Source organism: Photobacterium jeanii, assembly GCF_001650345.1.
Lineage (GTDB): Bacteria > Pseudomonadota > Gammaproteobacteria > Enterobacterales > Vibrionaceae > Photobacterium > Photobacterium jeanii.
Window position 1 is genome coordinate 251,382 of sequence record NZ_LVHF01000025.1, and the last position, 19,391, is coordinate 270,772.

16 protein-coding genes are annotated in these 19,391 nt (G+C 46.9%); 15 read left to right on the plus strand and 1 reads right to left on the minus strand.

Annotated elements, in window-relative coordinates:
* The first annotated feature begins 365 nt into the window (after nucleotides 1–365).
* The 14 genes from pepB (A3K86_RS11965) (at nucleotide 366) to A3K86_RS12025 (ending at nucleotide 16,150) form a co-directional block, all read left to right on the plus strand.
* A complete protein-coding gene (gene pepB / locus A3K86_RS11965) occupies nucleotides 366–1,661 on the plus strand; it encodes an aminopeptidase PepB (protein WP_068331218.1) in 1,296 nt (431 codons plus the stop codon).
* Between the two features lie 132 nt (nucleotides 1,662–1,793).
* Nucleotides 1,794–3,071 (plus strand): aminopeptidase PepB, encoded by a 1,278-nt coding sequence (pepB, locus tag A3K86_RS11970; RefSeq protein ID WP_068331220.1) that lies wholly within the window; start codon nucleotides 1,794–1,796, stop codon nucleotides 3,069–3,071.
* 49 nt (nucleotides 3,072–3,120) lie between these two features.
* Complete coding sequence (ndk, locus tag A3K86_RS11975) at nucleotides 3,121–3,549, plus strand: nucleoside-diphosphate kinase (protein WP_068331222.1); 429 nt, start codon at nucleotides 3,121–3,123, stop codon at nucleotides 3,547–3,549.
* Nucleotides 3,550–3,746: 197 nt separating this feature from the next.
* A complete protein-coding gene (gene rlmN / locus A3K86_RS11980; RefSeq protein WP_068331224.1) occupies nucleotides 3,747–4,868 on the plus strand; it encodes a dual-specificity RNA methyltransferase RlmN in 1,122 nt (373 codons plus the stop codon).
* Nucleotides 4,869–5,039: 171 nt separating this feature from the next.
* A complete protein-coding gene (gene pilW / locus A3K86_RS11985) occupies nucleotides 5,040–5,801 on the plus strand; it encodes a type IV pilus biogenesis/stability protein PilW (protein ID WP_068331226.1) in 762 nt (253 codons plus the stop codon).
* On the plus strand, nucleotides 5,791–6,759 hold the full coding sequence (rodZ, locus tag A3K86_RS11990) for a cytoskeleton protein RodZ (protein WP_068331228.1): 969 nt from the start codon (nucleotides 5,791–5,793) through the stop codon (nucleotides 6,757–6,759). The genes pilW and rodZ overlap by 11 nt, the downstream gene beginning before the upstream one ends.
* Nucleotides 6,760–6,772: 13 nt before the next feature.
* Nucleotides 6,773–7,894: a flavodoxin-dependent (E)-4-hydroxy-3-methylbut-2-enyl-diphosphate synthase gene (gene ispG / locus A3K86_RS11995; RefSeq protein ID WP_068331230.1), complete on the plus strand. Its 1,122-nt coding sequence runs from the start codon at nucleotides 6,773–6,775 to the stop codon at nucleotides 7,892–7,894.
* 94 nt (nucleotides 7,895–7,988) lie between these two features.
* A complete protein-coding gene (gene hisS / locus A3K86_RS12000; RefSeq protein ID WP_068331232.1) occupies nucleotides 7,989–9,257 on the plus strand; it encodes a histidine--tRNA ligase in 1,269 nt (422 codons plus the stop codon).
* A gap of 13 nt (nucleotides 9,258–9,270) precedes the next feature.
* On the plus strand, nucleotides 9,271–9,882 hold the full coding sequence (locus A3K86_RS12005; RefSeq protein WP_068331234.1) for a YfgM family protein: 612 nt from the start codon (nucleotides 9,271–9,273) through the stop codon (nucleotides 9,880–9,882).
* Between the two features lie 14 nt (nucleotides 9,883–9,896).
* A complete protein-coding gene (gene bamB / locus A3K86_RS12010; RefSeq protein ID WP_068331236.1) occupies nucleotides 9,897–11,054 on the plus strand; it encodes an outer membrane protein assembly factor BamB in 1,158 nt (385 codons plus the stop codon).
* Nucleotides 11,055–11,245: 191 nt separating this feature from the next.
* A complete protein-coding gene (gene der, locus A3K86_RS12015) occupies nucleotides 11,246–12,742 on the plus strand; it encodes a ribosome biogenesis GTPase Der (protein WP_068331237.1) in 1,497 nt (498 codons plus the stop codon).
* Between the two features lie 77 nt (nucleotides 12,743–12,819).
* On the plus strand, nucleotides 12,820–13,695 hold the full coding sequence (locus A3K86_RS12020) for an alanyl-tRNA editing protein (RefSeq protein ID WP_068331239.1): 876 nt from the start codon (nucleotides 12,820–12,822) through the stop codon (nucleotides 13,693–13,695).
* A gap of 397 nt (nucleotides 13,696–14,092) precedes the next feature.
* Entirely contained in the window at nucleotides 14,093–14,326 is a 234-nt protein-coding gene (locus A3K86_RS22495) for a zinc ribbon domain-containing protein (protein WP_232321977.1), read from the plus strand.
* Nucleotides 14,327–14,527: 201 nt separating this feature from the next.
* Entirely contained in the window at nucleotides 14,528–16,150 is a 1,623-nt protein-coding gene (locus tag A3K86_RS12025) for an ABC transporter ATP-binding protein (RefSeq protein WP_068331241.1), read from the plus strand.
* A gap of 100 nt (nucleotides 16,151–16,250) precedes the next feature.
* Here A3K86_RS12025 and xseA read toward each other — a convergent pair whose 3' ends face one another.
* On the minus strand, nucleotides 16,251–17,615 hold the full coding sequence (xseA, locus tag A3K86_RS12030; RefSeq protein ID WP_068331243.1) for an exodeoxyribonuclease VII large subunit: 1,365 nt from the start codon (nucleotides 17,613–17,615) through the stop codon (nucleotides 16,251–16,253).
* A 253-nt stretch (nucleotides 17,616–17,868) separates the two neighbouring features.
* Between xseA and guaB the strand changes: the two genes are divergently transcribed.
* Nucleotides 17,869–19,332: an IMP dehydrogenase gene (guaB, locus tag A3K86_RS12035; RefSeq protein WP_068331245.1), complete on the plus strand. Its 1,464-nt coding sequence runs from the start codon at nucleotides 17,869–17,871 to the stop codon at nucleotides 19,330–19,332.
* The last annotated feature ends 59 nt before the right edge of the window (nucleotides 19,333–19,391 follow it).

Below are 19,391 nucleotides of genomic sequence, written 5' to 3' on the forward strand. Positions count from 1 at the left end.
TCTGCTATTTAGTCTTTCGAGGGCGATCTTGGTCTTACTTTGTTGTAAATAACTTGTTTAAAGCTATGAGACAGGGCAAAGTATCGTCAAACACGATGAAATGCTAATTTGAATATTTCTTTGATCGCTTAGCTGGTTAAATTCACTGTAATTACCAGTAGATAGCAGGCTAATTTTCGCCTTCTACTCTCGACCAAAAATCCAAACAGGTTGGTATAAAGCGGGCACTTGGTCCGCTTTGTCGTATTTACATTTTATTCACCTTGCAAACCCGCGGCCTTATCCCCATAACACATGGTATGGCGATCCCGCGCCGCCTTGAGTGCGCAAATCATCGAATTGGAATCGAACCCAAGGAGTAATTCATGTCTGCAAATATGCTTGTCTTCCTATCTCAAGAGCCCGCTGACGCGAAGTGGGGCGGTAACGCTCTTATTTCTTATGATGCAGAAGGCACGGTTGTTCACCTTACCGACGACAACCCGCTAATGGCGATTCAACGTGCTGGTCGTAAGTTAGATGCACAAGGTATCAAGCAGGTTGAACTGTCTGGTGAAGGATGGGAACTGGAGAGCATTTGGGCCTTTATTCAAGGCCACCGTAATTCTAAACCTGGTAATGAAGTTGTTTGGCCTGAGCTATCAGCACCAGAGCAAGCTGAACTCGAAGCGCGCCTACAAGCGACAAACTGGGTACGTGAAGTGATCAACCAATCGGCAGAGATTGTACGTCCATCACAATTGGCAGCACGTGCGGGTGAATTCATTAAATCACTAGCGCCGGATCACGTGAGCTACAAAATCGTTAAAGGTAACGATCTGATCGACGAAGGTTGGATGGGGACACACACGGTAGGTCGCGGCTCTGAACGCTCACCTGCGATGCTACGTCTAGACTACAACCCAACTGGCGATACCAATGCCCCTGTCCACACTTGCTTGGTGGGTAAAGGGATTACATTTGACTCGGGCGGCTACAGCCTAAAACCATCTGCGGGTATGTCAGCGATGAAAGCTGACATGGGCGGCGCAGCAATGGCAACAGGCGGTCTGGCACTGGCGATTGCGCGTGGTACTAAGAAACGTATCAAGCTGATCCTTTGCTGTGCGGAAAACATGGTATCGGGTCGTGCTTTCAAACTGGGCGATGTGATCACTTATAAAAACGGTAAAACCGTTGAAATTCTAAACACGGATGCGGAAGGTCGTTTAGTGCTGGCGGATGGTCTGATTTACGCAAGTTCACAGAACCCTGAGATGATCATCGACTGTGCCACCCTAACTGGTGCGGCGAAGAATGCATTAGGTAATGATTACCACGCACTATTTAGTTTTGACCACGATCTTGCTCAGCGCGCATTAATGGCTGCAAGTGAAGAACTTGAAGGGCTATGGCCTCTACCATTAGCAGAAATGCACCGTGCGATGATGCCATCGAACTTTGCAGATCTGTCTAACGTTTCACAAGGTGACTTCCTACCTGGTGCAAGTACAGCCGCTGCTTTCCTATCTTACTTCGTGGAAGACTACCATAACGGTTGGATGCATATTGACTGTAGTGGTACTTACCGTAAGAGCGCCAACGATAAGTGGAGCGCTGGTGCGACCGGTATGGGTGTACGTACACTGGCGAACATTCTAGCTGAAGAAGCAGCCGAGTAGTTTGTCTGCCAAGCTTCGCTCACGGTTTGAGTGAGTGAAGTTTATAAGTTAAGGTCATACGACCTTGATGTAAGCGAGGTAGCTTTGGGTTACCTCGCTGCATAAAACAATAGAAAGTAGAGATAGCACAATATGTTACGGATTACATTATCTTCAGAAGCCTACACAGGAGCGTGGGGCGATAATTCTTTAGTTGCGTTTCAAAACGACGGCGCGACTCTTCACTACGCTGGCGACTACCCATTACGTCGCATTCAACAAGCCGCACGCACGATCCAAGCTCAAGGCGCGACCCAAGTTTCACTCGAAGGAGAAGGGTGGAGTTATGAGCGTCAGTGGGCATTTTACTGTGGCTTTGCGGCAACCAATAAAGCGGTTGAAATTAAATGGGCATCCATCGACGAAGATGAATTAGAACTGCTCAATGCTCGTCGTCGCAGCGCAGACTGGGTACGCAAGGTAGTGAATGCAACCCCTGAAGATATGTACCCAGAAAAACTGGCGCACGATGCGATTGCGTTTTTAAACCAAATTGATGGCGACAACATTAGCCACGAACTGGTGGTAGGTGATGCGCTACTAGAACAAGGTTGGATTGGTACGCACAGTGTTGGCCGTGCGAGTAGTCGTCCACCTGTGATGTTAACCATTGATTTTAACCCGACCGCTGATCCGAATGCGCCAGTCGCGGCGTGTTTAGTGGGTAAAGGTATCACTTTCGATTCGGGTGGTTACAGCATTAAGCCAAGTGCTGGTATGGTAACCATGAAGTGCGATATGGGCGGTGCTGCTACAGTAACAGCGGCTCTGGGCTACGCAATTGAACAAGGTTTAAGTCAACGTGTGAAGTTGATCTTGTGTTGTGCGGAAAACTTAATTGCTGGCAATGCCTATAAGCTTGGCGATGTGTTAACGTACAAAAACGGGGTGAGCGTTGAAGTGGTTAACACTGATGCTGAAGGTCGTCTAGTTTTGGCTGATGGCTTGATTGCCGCAAGTGAAACCAAAGCGCCACTGATCATCGATGCCGCAACCTTAACTGGGGCCGCGATGATGGCGGTGGGTAGCGACTACAACGCGATCTTTGGTCTTGATAAAGCACTGTTGCAAAAAGCGCAGCAGTTGTCTGAGTTAGTGAATGAGCCAGCATGGCCACTGCCATTAGAGAAATGGCATCAAGGTCAGTGTCCATCCCACTACGCTGATACGGCAAATAGCCGAGTGCAAAAAGGTGGCGGTATGGGCGGTGCATCCAATGCGGCAGGGTTCTTATCTCGCTTTGTTGAGACAGAAACCGCAAGCTGGATCCACTTCGATTTAGCGGCCTGTTTTAACGACAGTCCGAATGCGCGCTGGGCCGCTGGCGCAACGGGTTTAGGGGTGGCGAACATTGCAGCTTTGTTGCTGTAAACGCTAATTAAAGACGATAGTAAAGAGTCAAAAGGAAGGAAGAATAATAATGACAATCCAAAGAACATTTTCAATTGTTAAACCTGATGCAGTTAAGCGTAATTTGATCGGTGCGATTTATAACCGCATTGAAAAAGCTGGGTTTAAAATTGTTGCTGCAAAAATGCTGCACCTAACAGAAGAGCAAGCGCAAGGCTTTTACGCTGAGCACCAAGAAAAACCCTTCTTTGGTGAGCTAGTGGCATTCATGACTTCTGGTCCTGTGATGGTACAAGTGCTGGAAGGTGAGCAAGCGGTAGAGCGTTACCGTGAGCTAATGGGTAAAACTAACCCTGAAGATGCTGCATGCGGTACAATTCGTGCCGACTATGCATTGAGCCTACGTCATAACTCGATTCACGGTGCCGACAGTCCTGAGTCTGCAGCACGCGAAATTGCTTACTTCTTTGCAGAAGACGAGTTATGCGCTCGCGACTAACCGGATAGCGGTAAGCAAACACCTACCACGGGAGGCGATTATGCCTCCCGTTTTTTATGCCTTCAGCCTATTGAGTGGAAACCCTCTAACAAAGTCTGTACAATTTCGCGCCTTAAACAATGTCCTGTCGCATACCGTATCTATACTGTGTGCTTAAGGCGCAGAATTCGTCATGTATTAAATTGAGGTTACAACCGATGACAACTGTTAAAACCAATCTACTGGATTTTGATCGCAAGGGTTTACGTAAATACTTTGCTGAAGAGCTAGGTGAAAAAGCGTTCCGTGCTGATCAGGTAATGAAGTGGATGTACCATTTCGGTTGTGATGATTTCGATGATATGACGAACATCAACAAGAAGCTGCGTGAAAAACTAAAAGCCGTGGCTGAAGTTCGCGCGCCTGTTGTCTCTGAAGCGCAACATTCAAGCGATGGCACCATCAAGTGGGCGATGCGCGTGGGTGATCAAGACGTTGAAACCGTATATATCCCAGATGAAGATCGTGCAACTCTGTGTGTGTCTTCTCAAGTAGGCTGTGCTCTGGAATGCAAGTTCTGTTCAACTGCGCAACAAGGTTTCAACCGTAACCTACGTGTTTCTGAAATTATCGGTCAGGTATGGCGTGCAGCGAAAGAGATCGGCGTTGAGAAAGAGACTGGTCGTCGTCCAATTACCAACGTCGTAATGATGGGTATGGGTGAGCCGCTACTGAACATGAAAAACCTGATCCCAGCACTGGAAATCATGTTGGATGATTTGGGCTTTGGTCTATCTAAGCGTCGTGTAACGGTATCGACTTCTGGTGTTGTTTCAGGCCTGGATCAGATGACAGGCAAAATTGACGTAGCGTTGGCGATCTCTTTACACGCGCCAACCGATGATCTGCGTTCAGAAATCATGCCGATCAACGATCGCTACAACATCGAAACCTTCCTAGATTCTGTAAACCGCTACATTGAATCTTCAAATGCCAACCGTGGTCGCGTAACTGTTGAGTACGTGCTATTGGATCATGTTAACGATGATATGGATCATGCACGCCAACTGGCACACACGCTACGTAATACGCCAGCGAAAGTTAACCTGATCCCATTCAACCCATACCCGGGTTCACCGTACAAAAAGCCAAGTAACTCACGTATCGATCGCTTCATGAAGACGTTGATGGAATATGATTTCACCGTAACGGTTCGTAAGACCCGTGGTGATGATATCGATGCGGCATGTGGTCAGTTAGTAGGCGATGTGATCGACCGCACAAAACGTACCCAAGCCAAAGAGCAAAAAGGTGAACAAATTCCAGTAAAAGCAGTCTAAGACTGTAATCTCGTGTGCTAATCGAGCCAAGTTAGATACCATCTGCTGATAGCAGTTATCGCTTGATACTTATGGCTTTTATTCAATTGTGGAATGAAGCCATAAGTTAAGAACCAGCCCCCTGCTGGTCTCTTATATTGCGATCAACAAGGACGTAAGTAGGATGATATTATGGCTCGATTCGCATTAGTGCTCGCATTCTTGGGGTGGTTGACTGGTTGCGTCACCGTTGACCCTAAAACAACCGACAGTAAACAAGCCTTTGATAGTACCGAAGCTGCTGAAGCGCGTATTGCGCTAGGGCTTGGGTATTTAGAATCTGGTCAATGGCAACGTGCTCGCCAAAACCTTGAAAAGGCATTGGCACTGACGCCTCGTTACTATCGAGCCCAAAATGCGATGGCCTTCTATTACCAAAAAGTCGATGAAGGCGAAAAAGCCGAGGCCATGTACAAGCAAGCTCTTAAAGATTCACCAAAAAATGGCGATGTTCGCAATAACTATGGTGTATTCTTGTGTGGAGAGGGACGTTACGATGAGGCCATTGCTGCATTTGAACATGCCATCAAACAACCTTATTATTATTTAACGTCAGCAAGTTATGAAAATGCGGGTTTGTGTCGCTTAAAGCAAGGTGAAAACGAAGACGCGAAGTTTTACTTTGAACGAGCGTTAGCACACGACCCACAACGACCAAGATCATTACTACAACTCGCGCAGCTACATATCGAAGCCAAGAACTACAAAGACGCGCGGGTGTTGTTATTTAGGTTTAACAAGAGATACGGGTACAAAGCCGATAGCTTATCGTTACTCATTCAGTTAGAGACCCAGTCGGGAAGGCTGACTCAAGCTGAAAAATATGCCGATTTGCTACAAGAGCAGTTTCCTGACTCTCAGCAAAATCAGAATTATCTAGCCAATGAAGACTGAACAGAACGAAACGCAAAATAATGAAGAAGTGATGCGTCCGGGGGATGTACTGCGTCAGGCTCGTGAGCAACAAGGTTACTCACAAAAAGATATCGCGAGCCGTCTGCGTCTACGCCAGTCGGTGATTGATGATATCGAAAACAATCAATTTGATACAGCCGGTCCTTCTGCCACGTTTACTCGTGGCTATATCCGATCTTACGCCAAATTTGTTGGCGCTGATGAAAATGCCTTACTAGGGCAGCTTGATCAACTCGGCCATGCTCAACCTCAAGAGCAAGAAATGCAGAGCTTTTCGCGCCGTACCAAGCGAGAAAAACACGATAACCGCATCATGACCTTAACTTGGGTGCTTGGCGCGGTATTTGTAGGTTTAACTGCATGGTGGTGGTGGCAAAGCCAGCAAATTAGTCAAGAAGCCGAGATCGTATCAGTCACCTCGGAAGCCCAAGCTTTAGATGAATCACTCGCCAATGCAAATGCATTAGCGCCAGCCGATTTAACGCCTGCTTCTGCCGATGTTGCAGCGGCCAACAACAGTGCGGTGATCGCGCAACCTGAAACGCCAGCGGTAGAGCCGGTGACGGATGCGACGCCATTACCTGATTTAGCTGCAACCTTTACCCCTGACACGCCAGCAACCACGGAAAGCGAAGACGAAGTGGTGCTGGAAGAAGTGACGTTAGACGAAGAGACAACCCCTGATTCAGCTGTGATCACTGCTGATTTAGCCTTGGCATTTAGCGGTGACTGTTGGATTGATATTCGTGATGCAAGCGGTAAACGTTTAGACACCGGGATCAAAAAAGCCGGCGATAACCTGAATTTGAATGGCACTGCGCCATATAAGATCGTGCTAGGAGCGCCTGGTGTTGTTAAAATGCACTACAAAGGCGAGCTGGTGGACCTGAGCAGTTACCCAGCCGGAAAAGTTGCACGATTGAAACTGCCGCAGTAATAGAGTAAGAGCAATGCATAACGAATCTCCGATTAAACGTCGTCAGTCTACGCGTATCTACGTAGGTGATGTGCCAATTGGCGACGGCGCACCAATCGCTGTTCAGTCAATGACGAACACCCGCACCACAGATGTCGAAGCGACAGTTGCCCAAATTAAAGAACTTGAAAATGTCGGTGCTGATATCGTCCGTGTATCAGTACCAACAATGGATGCAGCAGAAGCATTCAAAGTGATCAAGCAGCAAGTGAATGTACCGCTAGTGGCGGATATTCACTTCGATTACCGTATTGCCCTGAAAGTGGCGGAGTACGGGGTAGACTGTTTGCGTATTAACCCAGGTAACATCGGTAATGAAGACCGTATTCGTGCCGTGGTTGATTGCGCTCGTGACAAGAATATTCCAATCCGTATCGGTATCAACGGCGGCTCGCTGGAAAAAGATATTCAGCAAAAATACGGTGAACCAACGCCTGACGCTTTAGTTGAATCAGCAATGCGTCACGTAGATATTCTTGATCGCCTTAACTTCGACCAATTTAAAGTGAGTGTGAAGGCATCGGATGTATTCCTTGCCGTCGACTCTTACCGCAAGCTTGCCCAACAAATTAAACAACCGCTGCACTTAGGTATTACCGAAGCTGGTGGGGCGCGTGCGGGTTCTGTGAAATCGGCTGTTGGTCTAGGTATGCTACTGGCGGAAGGTATCGGTGATACGTTGCGTATTTCTTTGGCTGCGAACCCAGTTGAAGAAGTGAAAGTAGGCTTTGATATCCTAAAGTCTCTACGTATTCGCTCTCGCGGTATTAACTTTATCGCTTGTCCTACTTGTTCACGCCAAGAATTCGATGTGATTGGTACGGTGAATGAGCTAGAGCAACGTTTAGAAGACATCACAGTTCCTATGGATGTCTCAGTAATTGGCTGTGTGGTTAACGGCCCAGGTGAAGCGGAAGTTTCACACCTTGGTATCGCGGGTAGTAACCGTAAGAGCGCATTTTATGATGACGGTGTACGCCAAAAAGAGCGTTTCGATAATGACAATATTATCGATCAGCTAGAAACCAAGATCCGCGCTAAAGCGGCAATTTTGGACGTTAATAACCGCATTAACGTTCAAGAAGTAGAGAAATAAGCAAAAACGCCTGCTGTATGCCAGCAGGCGGTTCCCTATTTCCTTCATAACCTATATATTCGATTCAATTCCCCATCGGTTAACGAGAACAAACGTGGCGAAACAAATTCAAGCAATTCGAGGCATGAACGACTGCCTACCAACACAATCTCCGCTTTGGCACAAAGTGGAAGACACGATTAAACGCGTAGTAAGTGCATACGGTTACAACGAAATCCGCATGCCGATCGTAGAACCGACGCATCTGTTTAAGCGTGCTATCGGTGAAGTGACCGACGTTGTTGAAAAAGAAATGTACACTTTTGATGACCGTAATGGCGATAGCCTAACACTGCGTCCAGAAGGTACTGCGGGTTGTGTACGTGCGGGTATCCAAAATGGTCTGCTTTACAACCAAGAACAACGTCTGTGGTACACAGGTCCAATGTTCCGCCACGAGCGTCCACAAAAAGGTCGTTACCGTCAATTCCACCAATTTGGTGTGGAAGTATTTGGTCTAAACGGTCCGGATATTGATGCTGAGTTAATTTTCATGATGGCGCGTTTCTGGCGTGAGTTAGGTATTTTCGAGCACGTACGTCTTGAGCTGAACTCTATTGGTTCGGTTGAAGCGCGCGCTGAATACCGCACTGCGCTAGTGGCATTCCTTGAACAACACGTTGAGGTGTTAGATGACGATTGTAAGCGTCGTATGCACTCTAACCCACTACGTGTATTGGATACTAAGAACCCAGCGGTTCAAGAGATCCTAGTGGATGCGCCTAAGCTGTCTGAGTACCTAGACCAAGAATCAAAAGAACATTTTGCTGGTTTATGTGAACTATTAGACGCTGCTGGTATCGAATACCAAGTAAATGAGCGACTTGTACGCGGTTTGGATTATTATAACCGTACCGTATTTGAGTGGGTAACCGAAAGCCTAGGTGCACAGGGTACTGTGTGTGCGGGTGGTCGTTACGATGGTCTTGTTGAGCAATTGGGTGGCAAAGCAACGCCAGCCGTTGGTTTCGCAATGGGTATCGAGCGTCTAGTACTGCTGATGGAAACACTAGAGCTAACTGACGTTCGTCGTTCAGTTGATGCTTACGTTGTAACTATGGGTGAAGGTACTCGCTTAGCAGGTATGATGCTTGCAGAAAAACTACGTGAAGACGTGGCTGACTTGCGTGTAATGACGCACTTTGGCGGCGGTAACTTCAAGAAACAATTTAAGCGTGCTGACAACGTTGGCGCGGCGGTAGCACTTGTGCTTGGCGAAGATGAAATGACCAACAACACTGTCGTAGTGAAGGATCTACGCGGTGGTGAGCAACAAACACTGGCACAGAGTGAAGTGGCTGCCAAGCTTGCAGAACTGATTTAAGAGAGGACAGGAAGTGGACGTCTACGAGACCGAAGAACAACAGGTTGAAGCGATTAAATCGTGGTGGAAAGAAAACGGTAAAGCCGTTGTTCTAGGTGCTGTGATTGGTCTGGGTGGTCTTTACGGCTGGCGTTTTTACCAAGGCGAAATTCAAGCGGGTAAAGAGCAAGCATCTAACGCATACACCCAAGCGATTACAGCATTGGAAAGTGGTAATGAATCAGCCGTTGCTGATGTTAAAGCGTTCATTGCTGGTCACGAAAGTAGCCAATATGCGGTGCTGGCTTCGCTACAACTAGCGAAAGCACAAGTACAACAAGGCGATCTTGATGCGGCGGCAGAGCAGTTAAGCTGGGCCATCGCTAACACCAAAGATGAAGCGATCCTGCCTTTGGCTCAAACACGTTTGGCACGCATCTTCGCAGAGCAGCAAAAATTCGCGGAAGCGACAGCTGAGCTAGATAAAGTGACTGCGGAAAGCTGGAAAGCCAAAGTGGCTGAGCTACGCGGTGACATTCTGCTACAACAAGGTGACTCAACAGGTGCGCGTGAAGCTTACGTTCAAGCGCAGCAATTGGGTGCATCACCAGTTGTTCAGATGAAACTTGACGATCTAGCGCAGTAATAAGGCGGAAGAGTATGCAGAAGGTGTTCAAGCAAGCTGTCACAATTGCTCTTACCCTTGGGGTGTTAGCTGGCTGTGCTGGTGAAGAAGAGTCAATTCAAAAAGCGCCGCTTCCTGTTGTTGAAAGTAATTTCACACCAGTAAAAGGCTGGAGCCATAAAGTAGGTAGCGGTGTGGGGCAATACTTCTCCAACCTGTCTCCTGCAATGGGCTACGGAAAGCTTTATGTGGCTGATCGTGATGGCATTGTGCAAGCACTCGACCCAGAAACGGGGAAAGTGATTTGGACACAGGATCTGGAGTCTGACGTAACGGCTAAGCTATCTGGTGGCTTGACCCTTTCGTACGGCAAAGTATTCATTGGTACTGAAAACGCAGAAGTCATTGCGTTAGATGAAGAAACCGGTGAAGAAGTTTGGCGTAGCAAAGTGGAAGGTGAAGTGCTGGCAGCACCTTTGGTTGACGAAGGATTAGTGATTGTGAACACCAGTCGTGGTGTTCTACAAGCGCTGGATGCAGATAACGGCGAAGATAAATGGCGTCTAAGCGGCGACGTACCAACCCTAACACTACGTGGTGACAGTGCTCCTGTCTCAATTTCTGGTGGTGTATTCTGGGGTCAAGCGAACGGTCGTTTGGCGGGGGCGTTAATCAATACTGGTCAAATGCTGTGGCAACAACCAATTGGTTCGCCAAAAGGCTCAACCGAGATTGACCGCTTGGTGGATGTGGATGCTCAACCTGTGATTTCAGGCGAGCGTCTGTATGCTGTGGGTTACAACGGTAACCTCGTGGCGATTGATCTTCGAACAGGTCAGCCGGTTTGGAAACGCAGTTACTCTTCAGCGAATAACTTTATTGTTGCTGGTAGTCAGGTTTACCTGATCACAGATAAAGACCATATCGTTGCGGTTGATGCACGAAGCGGCACTGAAATCTGGCAGAACAAAGAGCTAGAGTACCGCTTACTGACATCGCCAGTTGTGATCAACGGCAATATCGTTGTCGGTGATAGTGAAGGTTACCTTCACTGGCTAGACCCATATACTGGTGAGTTCACTGCCCAACAATTGGTTGATGATAGCGGCATTGCCGTACCACCACTCAGCGTGGACGACGGCTATTTGATCATGACACGTGATGGTCAGATCAATAAAATGCAAATGCCGTAAGCTTTGCTATAATACCGCGTAATATTAAGTCGGCTCCTGCTGTTTTTTACAGTCAGGAGCCGTTATTTATAGTAATTCACCTTAAACTGAAAGAAGCAGTATTAAGCTGAATTCGTTCCTAGATTATTGTCGCTGAGAGATAAAAATATAGGAATTAGTATGATTAAGACTATGAAAAGTAAGAGGTAGTTATGATTCCTGTTGTTGCCCTTGTCGGGCGCCCTAACGTGGGTAAATCGACGCTATTTAACCGTCTTACCCGCACAAGGGATGCGCTGGTAGCCGATTTTCCTGGCTTAACAAGGGATCGTAAATACGGTAGAGCTCAACTTGAAGAGCACGAATTCATTGTTATCGATACCGGCGGTATCGATGGCACCGAAGAAGGTGTAGAAACCAAAATGGCTGAACAATCGCTAGCAGCGATTGAAGAAGCTGACGTAGTGCTATTCATGGTAGATGGTCGTGCGGGCCTAACATCTGCCGATGAAGCGATTGCTGAGCACCTACGTAGCCGTGAAAAGCCAACCTTCTTGGTAGTAAACAAAATTGATGGTATTGATGCAGACAGTGCTTGTGCTGAGTTCTGGAAACTTGGTGTTGATGCAATGTACCAAATCGCTGCGGCGCAAAACCGTGGTGTAACTGCATTGATGGAGCGTGCACTGTCGCCGTTCGTTGAAGAGTTTACTGCTGCAGAATCTGACGATGACGTGGTTGATCTGACTGAGCTTAACTCAGCAGAAGAAATCGAAAACGCCAACCTATCGGAAGCCGATGCAGAAGCCGCGTATAAGCGCCTGCAAGAGCAGCCGATCAAAATGGCGATCATTGGTCGTCCAAACGTAGGTAAATCAACGCTAACTAACCGTATTTTGGGTGAAGAGCGTGTGGTTGTTTACGATATGCCAGGTACAACGCGTGACTCTATTTACATTCCAATGGAACGTGATGGTCAAGAGTACGTATTGATCGATACTGCGGGTGTTCGTCGTCGTAAGAACATGAACCTAGCGGTTGAAAAATTCTCTGTAATTCAAACGCTGAAAGCGATTGAAGATGCGAACGTAGTGCTATTGGTTATCGATGCTCGCGAAAACATCTCAGATCAAGACTTAAGCCTACTTGGCTTTGCACTTAATGCGGGTCGTTCACTGGTTATCGCAGTGAACAAGTGGGATGGTTTGGATAATGACGTGAAAGAGCGTGTTAAATCTGAACTTGACCGTCGTCTAGGCTTCGTTGACTTTGCGCGTATTCACTTTATTTCTGCACTGCACGGTACGGGTGTTGGTCACTTGTACGAGTCTGTAAAAGAAGCGTACCAATCAGCAACGAAACGTATCAGTACTTCAATGCTAACGCGCATCATGCAGATGGCGCAAGACGATCACCAGCCACCAATGATCCGTGGTCGCCGTGTGAAACTGAAGTATGCTCACGCCGGTGGTTATAACCCACCAATCGTGGTGATCCACGGTAACTTGGTGAACGAGCTTCCTGGTTCATACAAGCGTTACCTAATGAACTACTACCGTAAGTCATTAGAGCTAATGGGTACGCCAATTCGCATCTTGTTCCAAAGCAGCGATAACCCATTTGAAGGTAAGAAGCAGAAGTTGACTATCTCACAAGAGCGTCAACGTAAGCGTCTAACCACTGCGTTGAAAAACCGTGATCGTGACTAAGTCGACCTTAACGTCATAAAATAGAAACCCAGCCTAAGTGCTGGGTTTTTCTTTATCGTAATGTGAGCAGTATTCCTATGATCGAACCTACCAAAGTGCTGTTTCCAACACAGCAAACGCAAGCCACAGCGACAGTCATGTTATGCCAAGCTACCGAGCAAGGTGGTACATGGCTGGTAACAGACCAAACGCCGTTTCACCCAGTTAGCCACATTTGGCCAGATCACCCTGCCGATCAAGGACAGGTTGAGATTGCGGGTAACCTTCACCCTGTGGTGGCGTGCCTTGTTGGTGCGGTGGAATTGGCAACCCAAACCTTATATGTCGATCAAGCCATTCCAGTAAAGCGTGATACTGAAGGTTGGGCATTTGTAGTGGTTCATCAGCTTGAGGAAAACGTCTTAGTTGCCGCTGGCGAGCCAGTGACATTAACTGTCGATGCCGATCATCAGCAAGCGTTGAGCCGTGGTCATAGTGGGGGGCACTTATCTTCGCTCGCATTGAATAAGGTGCTGCATCATGATTTTTGGCGCAAAGTGCCGAGCCGTGTCGATGAGCTGGGTTACTATGATTTTCACAGTTACGCCCAAACAGAGAGCCGTGTAACGCCTGATCGCAGCACAGATACCTACCGTTTAGGAAAAACACTGCGTAAACGTGGTCTTAATAGTGCTGACATGGTGGCGCAGCTTGAAGCAATTGCAGCGCGTATCAATGAGCAACTTGAGCTATGGCGTCAAAGCGGTACGCAAGTCATGATGCGCATTGAAGGGCCAGCATTGACCGACTCTCGTTACTGGCAGTGTGATTTGGGAGAAGAAGCGGGTTTGATTGAAATCCCATGCGGCGGAACGCATATTCGTTCTTTAGCGGAATACGCTCGAATTGCTGTGCGGTTTGAGTTAGTGTCAGAGCAAGAACTCGTGATGGTGACGGATATCACACCAGCGTGATTGTTATACTAAAAATGATGCTGTTTTAATCAAATAAAGGTGACTATTGGTGAAGATCCTGATTTCTAATCAATGGGATCTTGGCAAATAAGCTAACCTTCTTAGATTTATATATCGTTTAAAATCCAAAAACAGAACATGTAACTTATGCTTTCGGGATGTGTATTGATAAATGTTCTTTTGAGGGGTGATCGCTGATCAAGACGGCTTTTGGCTGCGATCACCATAAAGATCAATGATCATCTGCAATGATCGCAACCTAAATTGATGAAAATATCATCGATATTATCGCGTAAAGCTCACTGTTTTACGGAAGCATGAAAAATTTGGCTAATTTACATCGCCCGCGGCGTTGGAGATTAGTGACAAAGGGTTAAAAATCGTCATGGAGAGAAAAATGACCGTTGAAAATACTTGCCCAAGTTGCCAGCAGGCGCTGATTTGGCAGGACAATCAATATTATTGCCAAGATTGTAGTCATTATTTAGTGAAAAATGCTGCTTGTCCCGATTGCGAGGCGCAGATGGAAAAATTACAGGCGTGCGGTTCTGCAAGCTACTTTTGCCATACCTGTAACGAGTTAAAGTCTAAATCACGTGCTCGTATTTCCTTCTCCATCGTGACGAACTAACTCTCTTATTCAAGTTATTGATCGCCCAATACTTCCTCATGGGCGATTATTCTCTAGCCATTTATCTATCGCGTGTGTTACCTATTTTTTAGTGTATTGTTGTTTATTGGTGAAAATGGGCAGCAAAATTTGCTAGTGCTTTATCGTTAACTGTGATAATAATTATCAATTGCAATCATTGTTACTGATAAGGATATTAGTATGGCAGAGCAACATCCACTTCTCGAAGTCTGTAATTTGTCGGTGTCATTTCAAATGGAAGCTGAATGCTTCGATGCGGTGAAAGGGATCTCTTTCACGCTTGAAAAAGGACAAACACTGGCGTTAGTTGGTGAATCAGGTTCGGGGAAATCTGTCTCTTCTAGTAGCGTTATGGGGCTACTTCCTCCCAATGCCCGTATTGGTCAGCAAAGTGAAATACGCTTCCAAGGCCAAGATCTGCTGGGCATGAGTGAAAAAAACTTTCGCTCTATTCGTGGTGACCGTATCGCGATGATCTTCCAAGAACCGATGACGTCACTCAATCCTTATATGCCTGTGGGTGAGCAGGTTGCAGAAGCGATTATTCATCACCGTAAAGTCTCGAAACGTGAGGCAATGGAGAGCACGTTAGAGTTGTTCGAGAAAGTCCATTTGCCAGAGCCGCGTAAGCGCTTGAATCACTATCCGCACGAATTTTCTGGCGGTCAGCTACAACGCATTATGATTGCGATGGCATTGGCAAATACCCCTGATATTTTGGTTGCTGATGAACCTACCACTGCACTTGATGTAACGGTTCAAGCTGAAGTGCTTAACCTATTGAAAGAAATTCAGGCCGATATGGGAATGGCAATCCTATTCATTACCCACGACTTAGGTGTGGTGCGTCATTTTGCTGATGATGTTGTGGTGATGTGCCAAGGTGAAGTAGTGGAAACGGGCACGGTTGAAGCGGTCTTTACCGAGCCAAAACACGATTACACCAAAATGCTGCTCAATGCAGAGCCAAAACCAGGTGATTTACAACACGATCAACATGCCGCGAATATTTTGGAAGTACGCGATCTGAAAGTGAATTATATCCTCAAAAATAACTGGTTAGGGCAACCTACCGAGTGGCTGCAAGCGGTGAAGGGGATTGATTTAACGCTAAAAGAAGGACAAACCGTTGGTATTGTGGGTGAGTCAGGCTCAGGTAAATCCACGATGGGGCGCGCTATCATGCAGTTGTTAGAGTCTGAAGGGGAGATCAGTTTCCAAGGTAAGCGCTTCGATCAGCTTACTTCTCAGCAACGATTTGAGCTCAAGCGCAATATGCAGATGGTGTTCCAAGACCCATTTGGCTCGCTATCACCACGAATGACGATCGGAGAAATTATCACTGAGCCGCTAACCGTGTTTACCGATTTGTCGCAGCGTGAACGGTTAGATAAAGCACGAAAAGCGCTAGAGGAAGTGCGCCTTGATCCTAGCAGTATTAACCGCTATCCACATGAGTTCTCTGGTGGGCAGCGTCAGCGAATTGCGATTGCGCGTGCTTTGATTTTAGAGCCGCAGTTTATTTTGCTGGATGAGCCAACGTCAGCACTCGATCGTTCTGTGCAATTAACTGTATTGGAATTACTAAAAGATATTCAAAAACGTCGTAACATTGCTTACTTGTTCATTAGTCACGATTTGTCAGTAGTTAGGGCTATTTCAGATGAAGTGATCGTGATGCAAAAAGGAGCAGTGGTTGAGCGGGGTACGCCTGAGCAAATCTTTGATAATCCGCAGGAAGTTTATACTCAGCGTTTGATCAAAGCTTGTATGTTGATTGATGAAGATGGCGTAGCTGCCTAATACATTGAACGAACTACGAGAGTTAGCATATAAAAAGAGTGGCTTTTGCCACTCTTTTTCGTTTGAAGTAATGGTAGCTCAATCTGACGTTTTGCCTTGATTAGCTATCGGATGACGGTGATGGTGAGACAACCGAGTGAATATCACCGTTGGCGATTTTGGTGGTGATGCTGTCGCCTTGCTTCACTTGATCAGCACTGCGGATCACCTTGCCTTTGCTATCACGGGTGATTGAATAACCACGTCCTAGTGTCGCCAGTGGGCTTACTGTTTCTAGTTTTTCTGCTGCCATGGCAAGCTGATGGCGAGCGGTCAGTAAGCGACGATCCATCGCGTCATGCAAGCGGTTATGAACACGCTCTAAGCGGTTGGCTTGTTGCTCTAACTTGTGGACTGGTGAGTGTAGCGCTAGCTTGTGTTCGTTACGATTTAGGTGCTGGCGATGTTGATTGAGATAGTTGTCCATCGCGCGGTGAAGACGGCTGCTAACATCATCTAATCGTTGGCTTTGTTGGTTTAAACGTAGCTGCGGATGTTGACGCTCTAAACGGTGCTCGAGCAGAGTCAGTTGACGACGACGTTCACTGAAATAAGTGCGTAAACTATGGCTAAGTTGCTGCTTTTTCTGCTGGATTTTTTGAGTTTGATGGCTGTTATCACGGCTCACAAGCTCAGCTGCCGCTGATGGCGTTGGCGCGCGCATATCAGCAACAAAATCCGCAATAGTGACATCCACTTCGTGACCCACGGCACTGATGATCGGAATTTGGCTGGCAGCGATAGTACGCGCCACAATTTCTTCGTTAAATGCCCACAGATCTTCTAAAGAACCACCACCACGACCCACAATCAACACATCACATTCTTGGCGTGCATTGGCACGGCCAATAGCTTGGGCAATCGAAATAGCTGCACCTTCCCCTTGTACCATCGTCGGGTAAATCACCACAGGTAAGCTTGGGTCACGGCGTTGTAATACGTTAAGGATATCGTGCAGCGCAGCCCCGGTTTTCGAGGTCACAACCCCGACGCGTTTTGGCTGCACCGGGAGGGGCTTTTTCAGCGTTTGAGCAAACAGCCCTTCCGCAGCCAAGTTCATTTTAAGCTGCTCGAACTGTTGTTGTAGGCGGCCATCCCCTTCTGGCTGCATACTTTCAATGATGAGCTGATAATCACCACGCGGTTCGTATAGTGATAATCGTGCTTTGACTAATACTTGAGTGCCATTTGCTGGCTTAAAGGTGACACGGCGGTTGTTACCACGGAACATGGCACATTTTACTTGGGCGCGTGAATCTTTAAGGGTGAAGTACCAGTGACCGGAAACCGGCATTGAAAGGTTAGACAGCTCGCCAACCAACCAGACAATTCCCATTTCATTTTCAAGCAATAACCGAACTTGGGCATTAAGGCTTGAAACAGTAAAGATGCGATCGTTGGATTGGGTTTGGGCAAATAATGTCACGAGGTGGGGTACCTGTCGTCGAGAGCGAAGGTGTGCAGAAGCATAAGAATCGTACAGGCAGATCTATAGACGGATCTTGAGTAGGAATGCTAGACCGCAGCACCGGAAACTTAACCGAAATATATTACGTATCAAGAGAAAAGTGTCAATAAAAAAATATAATTTTTTTGTAGCCAAACGATTGCACCATACGTATAATTCGTTCGCAATATTTTATCCTTCTTTCATTTTTAACCTGGTGTGAGATATTGCAATGCTACGTATCAAACAAGAAGCTCTAACTTTTGATGATGTTCTGCTGGTTCCAGCACACTCTACTGTTCTTCCGAACACTGCCGATCTGCGCACCCAACTAACGAAAAAAATTACGCTAAACATTCCTATGGTTTCTGCTGCAATGGACACAGTTACTGAAGGTCGTTTTGCTATTGCGTTAGCACAAGAAGGTGGCATTGGCTTCATCCACAAAAACATGTCTATCGAACAACAAGCGAATGAAGTTCGCATGGTGAAAAAGTTCGAAGCTGGTGTGGTATCTGAGCCTGTAACGGTGAAACCATCAGCAACGATTGCTGACGTAAAAGAATTAACGATTAAAAACGGTTTTGCTGGTTACCCAGTAGTGACTGACAACAACGAACTTGTTGGCATCATCACTGGCCGCGATGTGCGTTTCGTGACTGACCTTTCTAAGAAAGTCGAAGATGTTATGACGCCAAAAACGAAATTGGCGGCAGCGAAAGAAGGCGCTTCTCGCGAAGAAGTTGAAGCTATCATGCAAGAGCACCGTGTAGAAAAAGTGCTACTTGTGAATGATGACTTCCAACTAAAAGGCATGATCACCGCAAAAGACTTCCAAAAAGCTGAGCGTAAACCAAACGCATGTAAAGATGAGCTTGGTCGTCTGCGTGTTGGTGCGGCAGTTGGTGCGGGCGCTGGTAACGAAGAGCGTGTAAAAGCGCTAGTTGAAGCTGGTGTTGACGTACTACTTATCGATTCATCTCACGGTCACTCGGAAGGTGTTCTTGAGCGTATCCGTGAAACTCGTGCAGCATTCCCTGACCTACAAATCATTGGTGGTAACGTTGCGACAGCTGAAGGCGCTCGTGCTCTAATCGAAGCGGGTGTTGATGCTGTTAAAGTGGGTATCGGCCCTGGCTCTATTTGTACGACTCGTATCGTAACAGGTGTTGGTGTTCCTCAACTTACTGCTATTGCGAATGCGGTATCAGCTGCTGCTGAGTTCGGTGTACCAGTTATCGCTGATGGTGGTATCCGTTTCTCTGGCGATATGTGTAAAGCGATTGTGGCGGGTGCATCATGTGTAATGGTGGGTTCAATGTTCGCTGGTACTGAAGAAGCACCGGGTGAAGTTGAGCTATACCAAGGTCGTGCTTACAAATCTTACCGTGGCATGGGCTCTCTAGGCGCGATGTCTCAAGGTTCATCTGACCGTTACTTCCAGTCTGATAACGCAGCTGACAAGCTAGTACCTGAAGGTATCGAAGGCCGCGTTGCTTACAAAGGTCACCTAAAAGAAATCGTTCACCAGCAAATGGGCGGTCTACGCTCAAGCATGGGTCTAACAGGTTCTGCTACCATCGAAGTTCTACGTACAAAAGCTGAGTTTGTACGTATCTCTGGTGCGGGTATTCAAGAGTCACACGTTCACGATGTGACTATTACCAAAGAAGCACCAAACTACCGTCTAGGCTAATTACCTATTGCGGTAATCAATTAGGCGAAAACGTTTGCCTAATGATGAAACTTGTATAA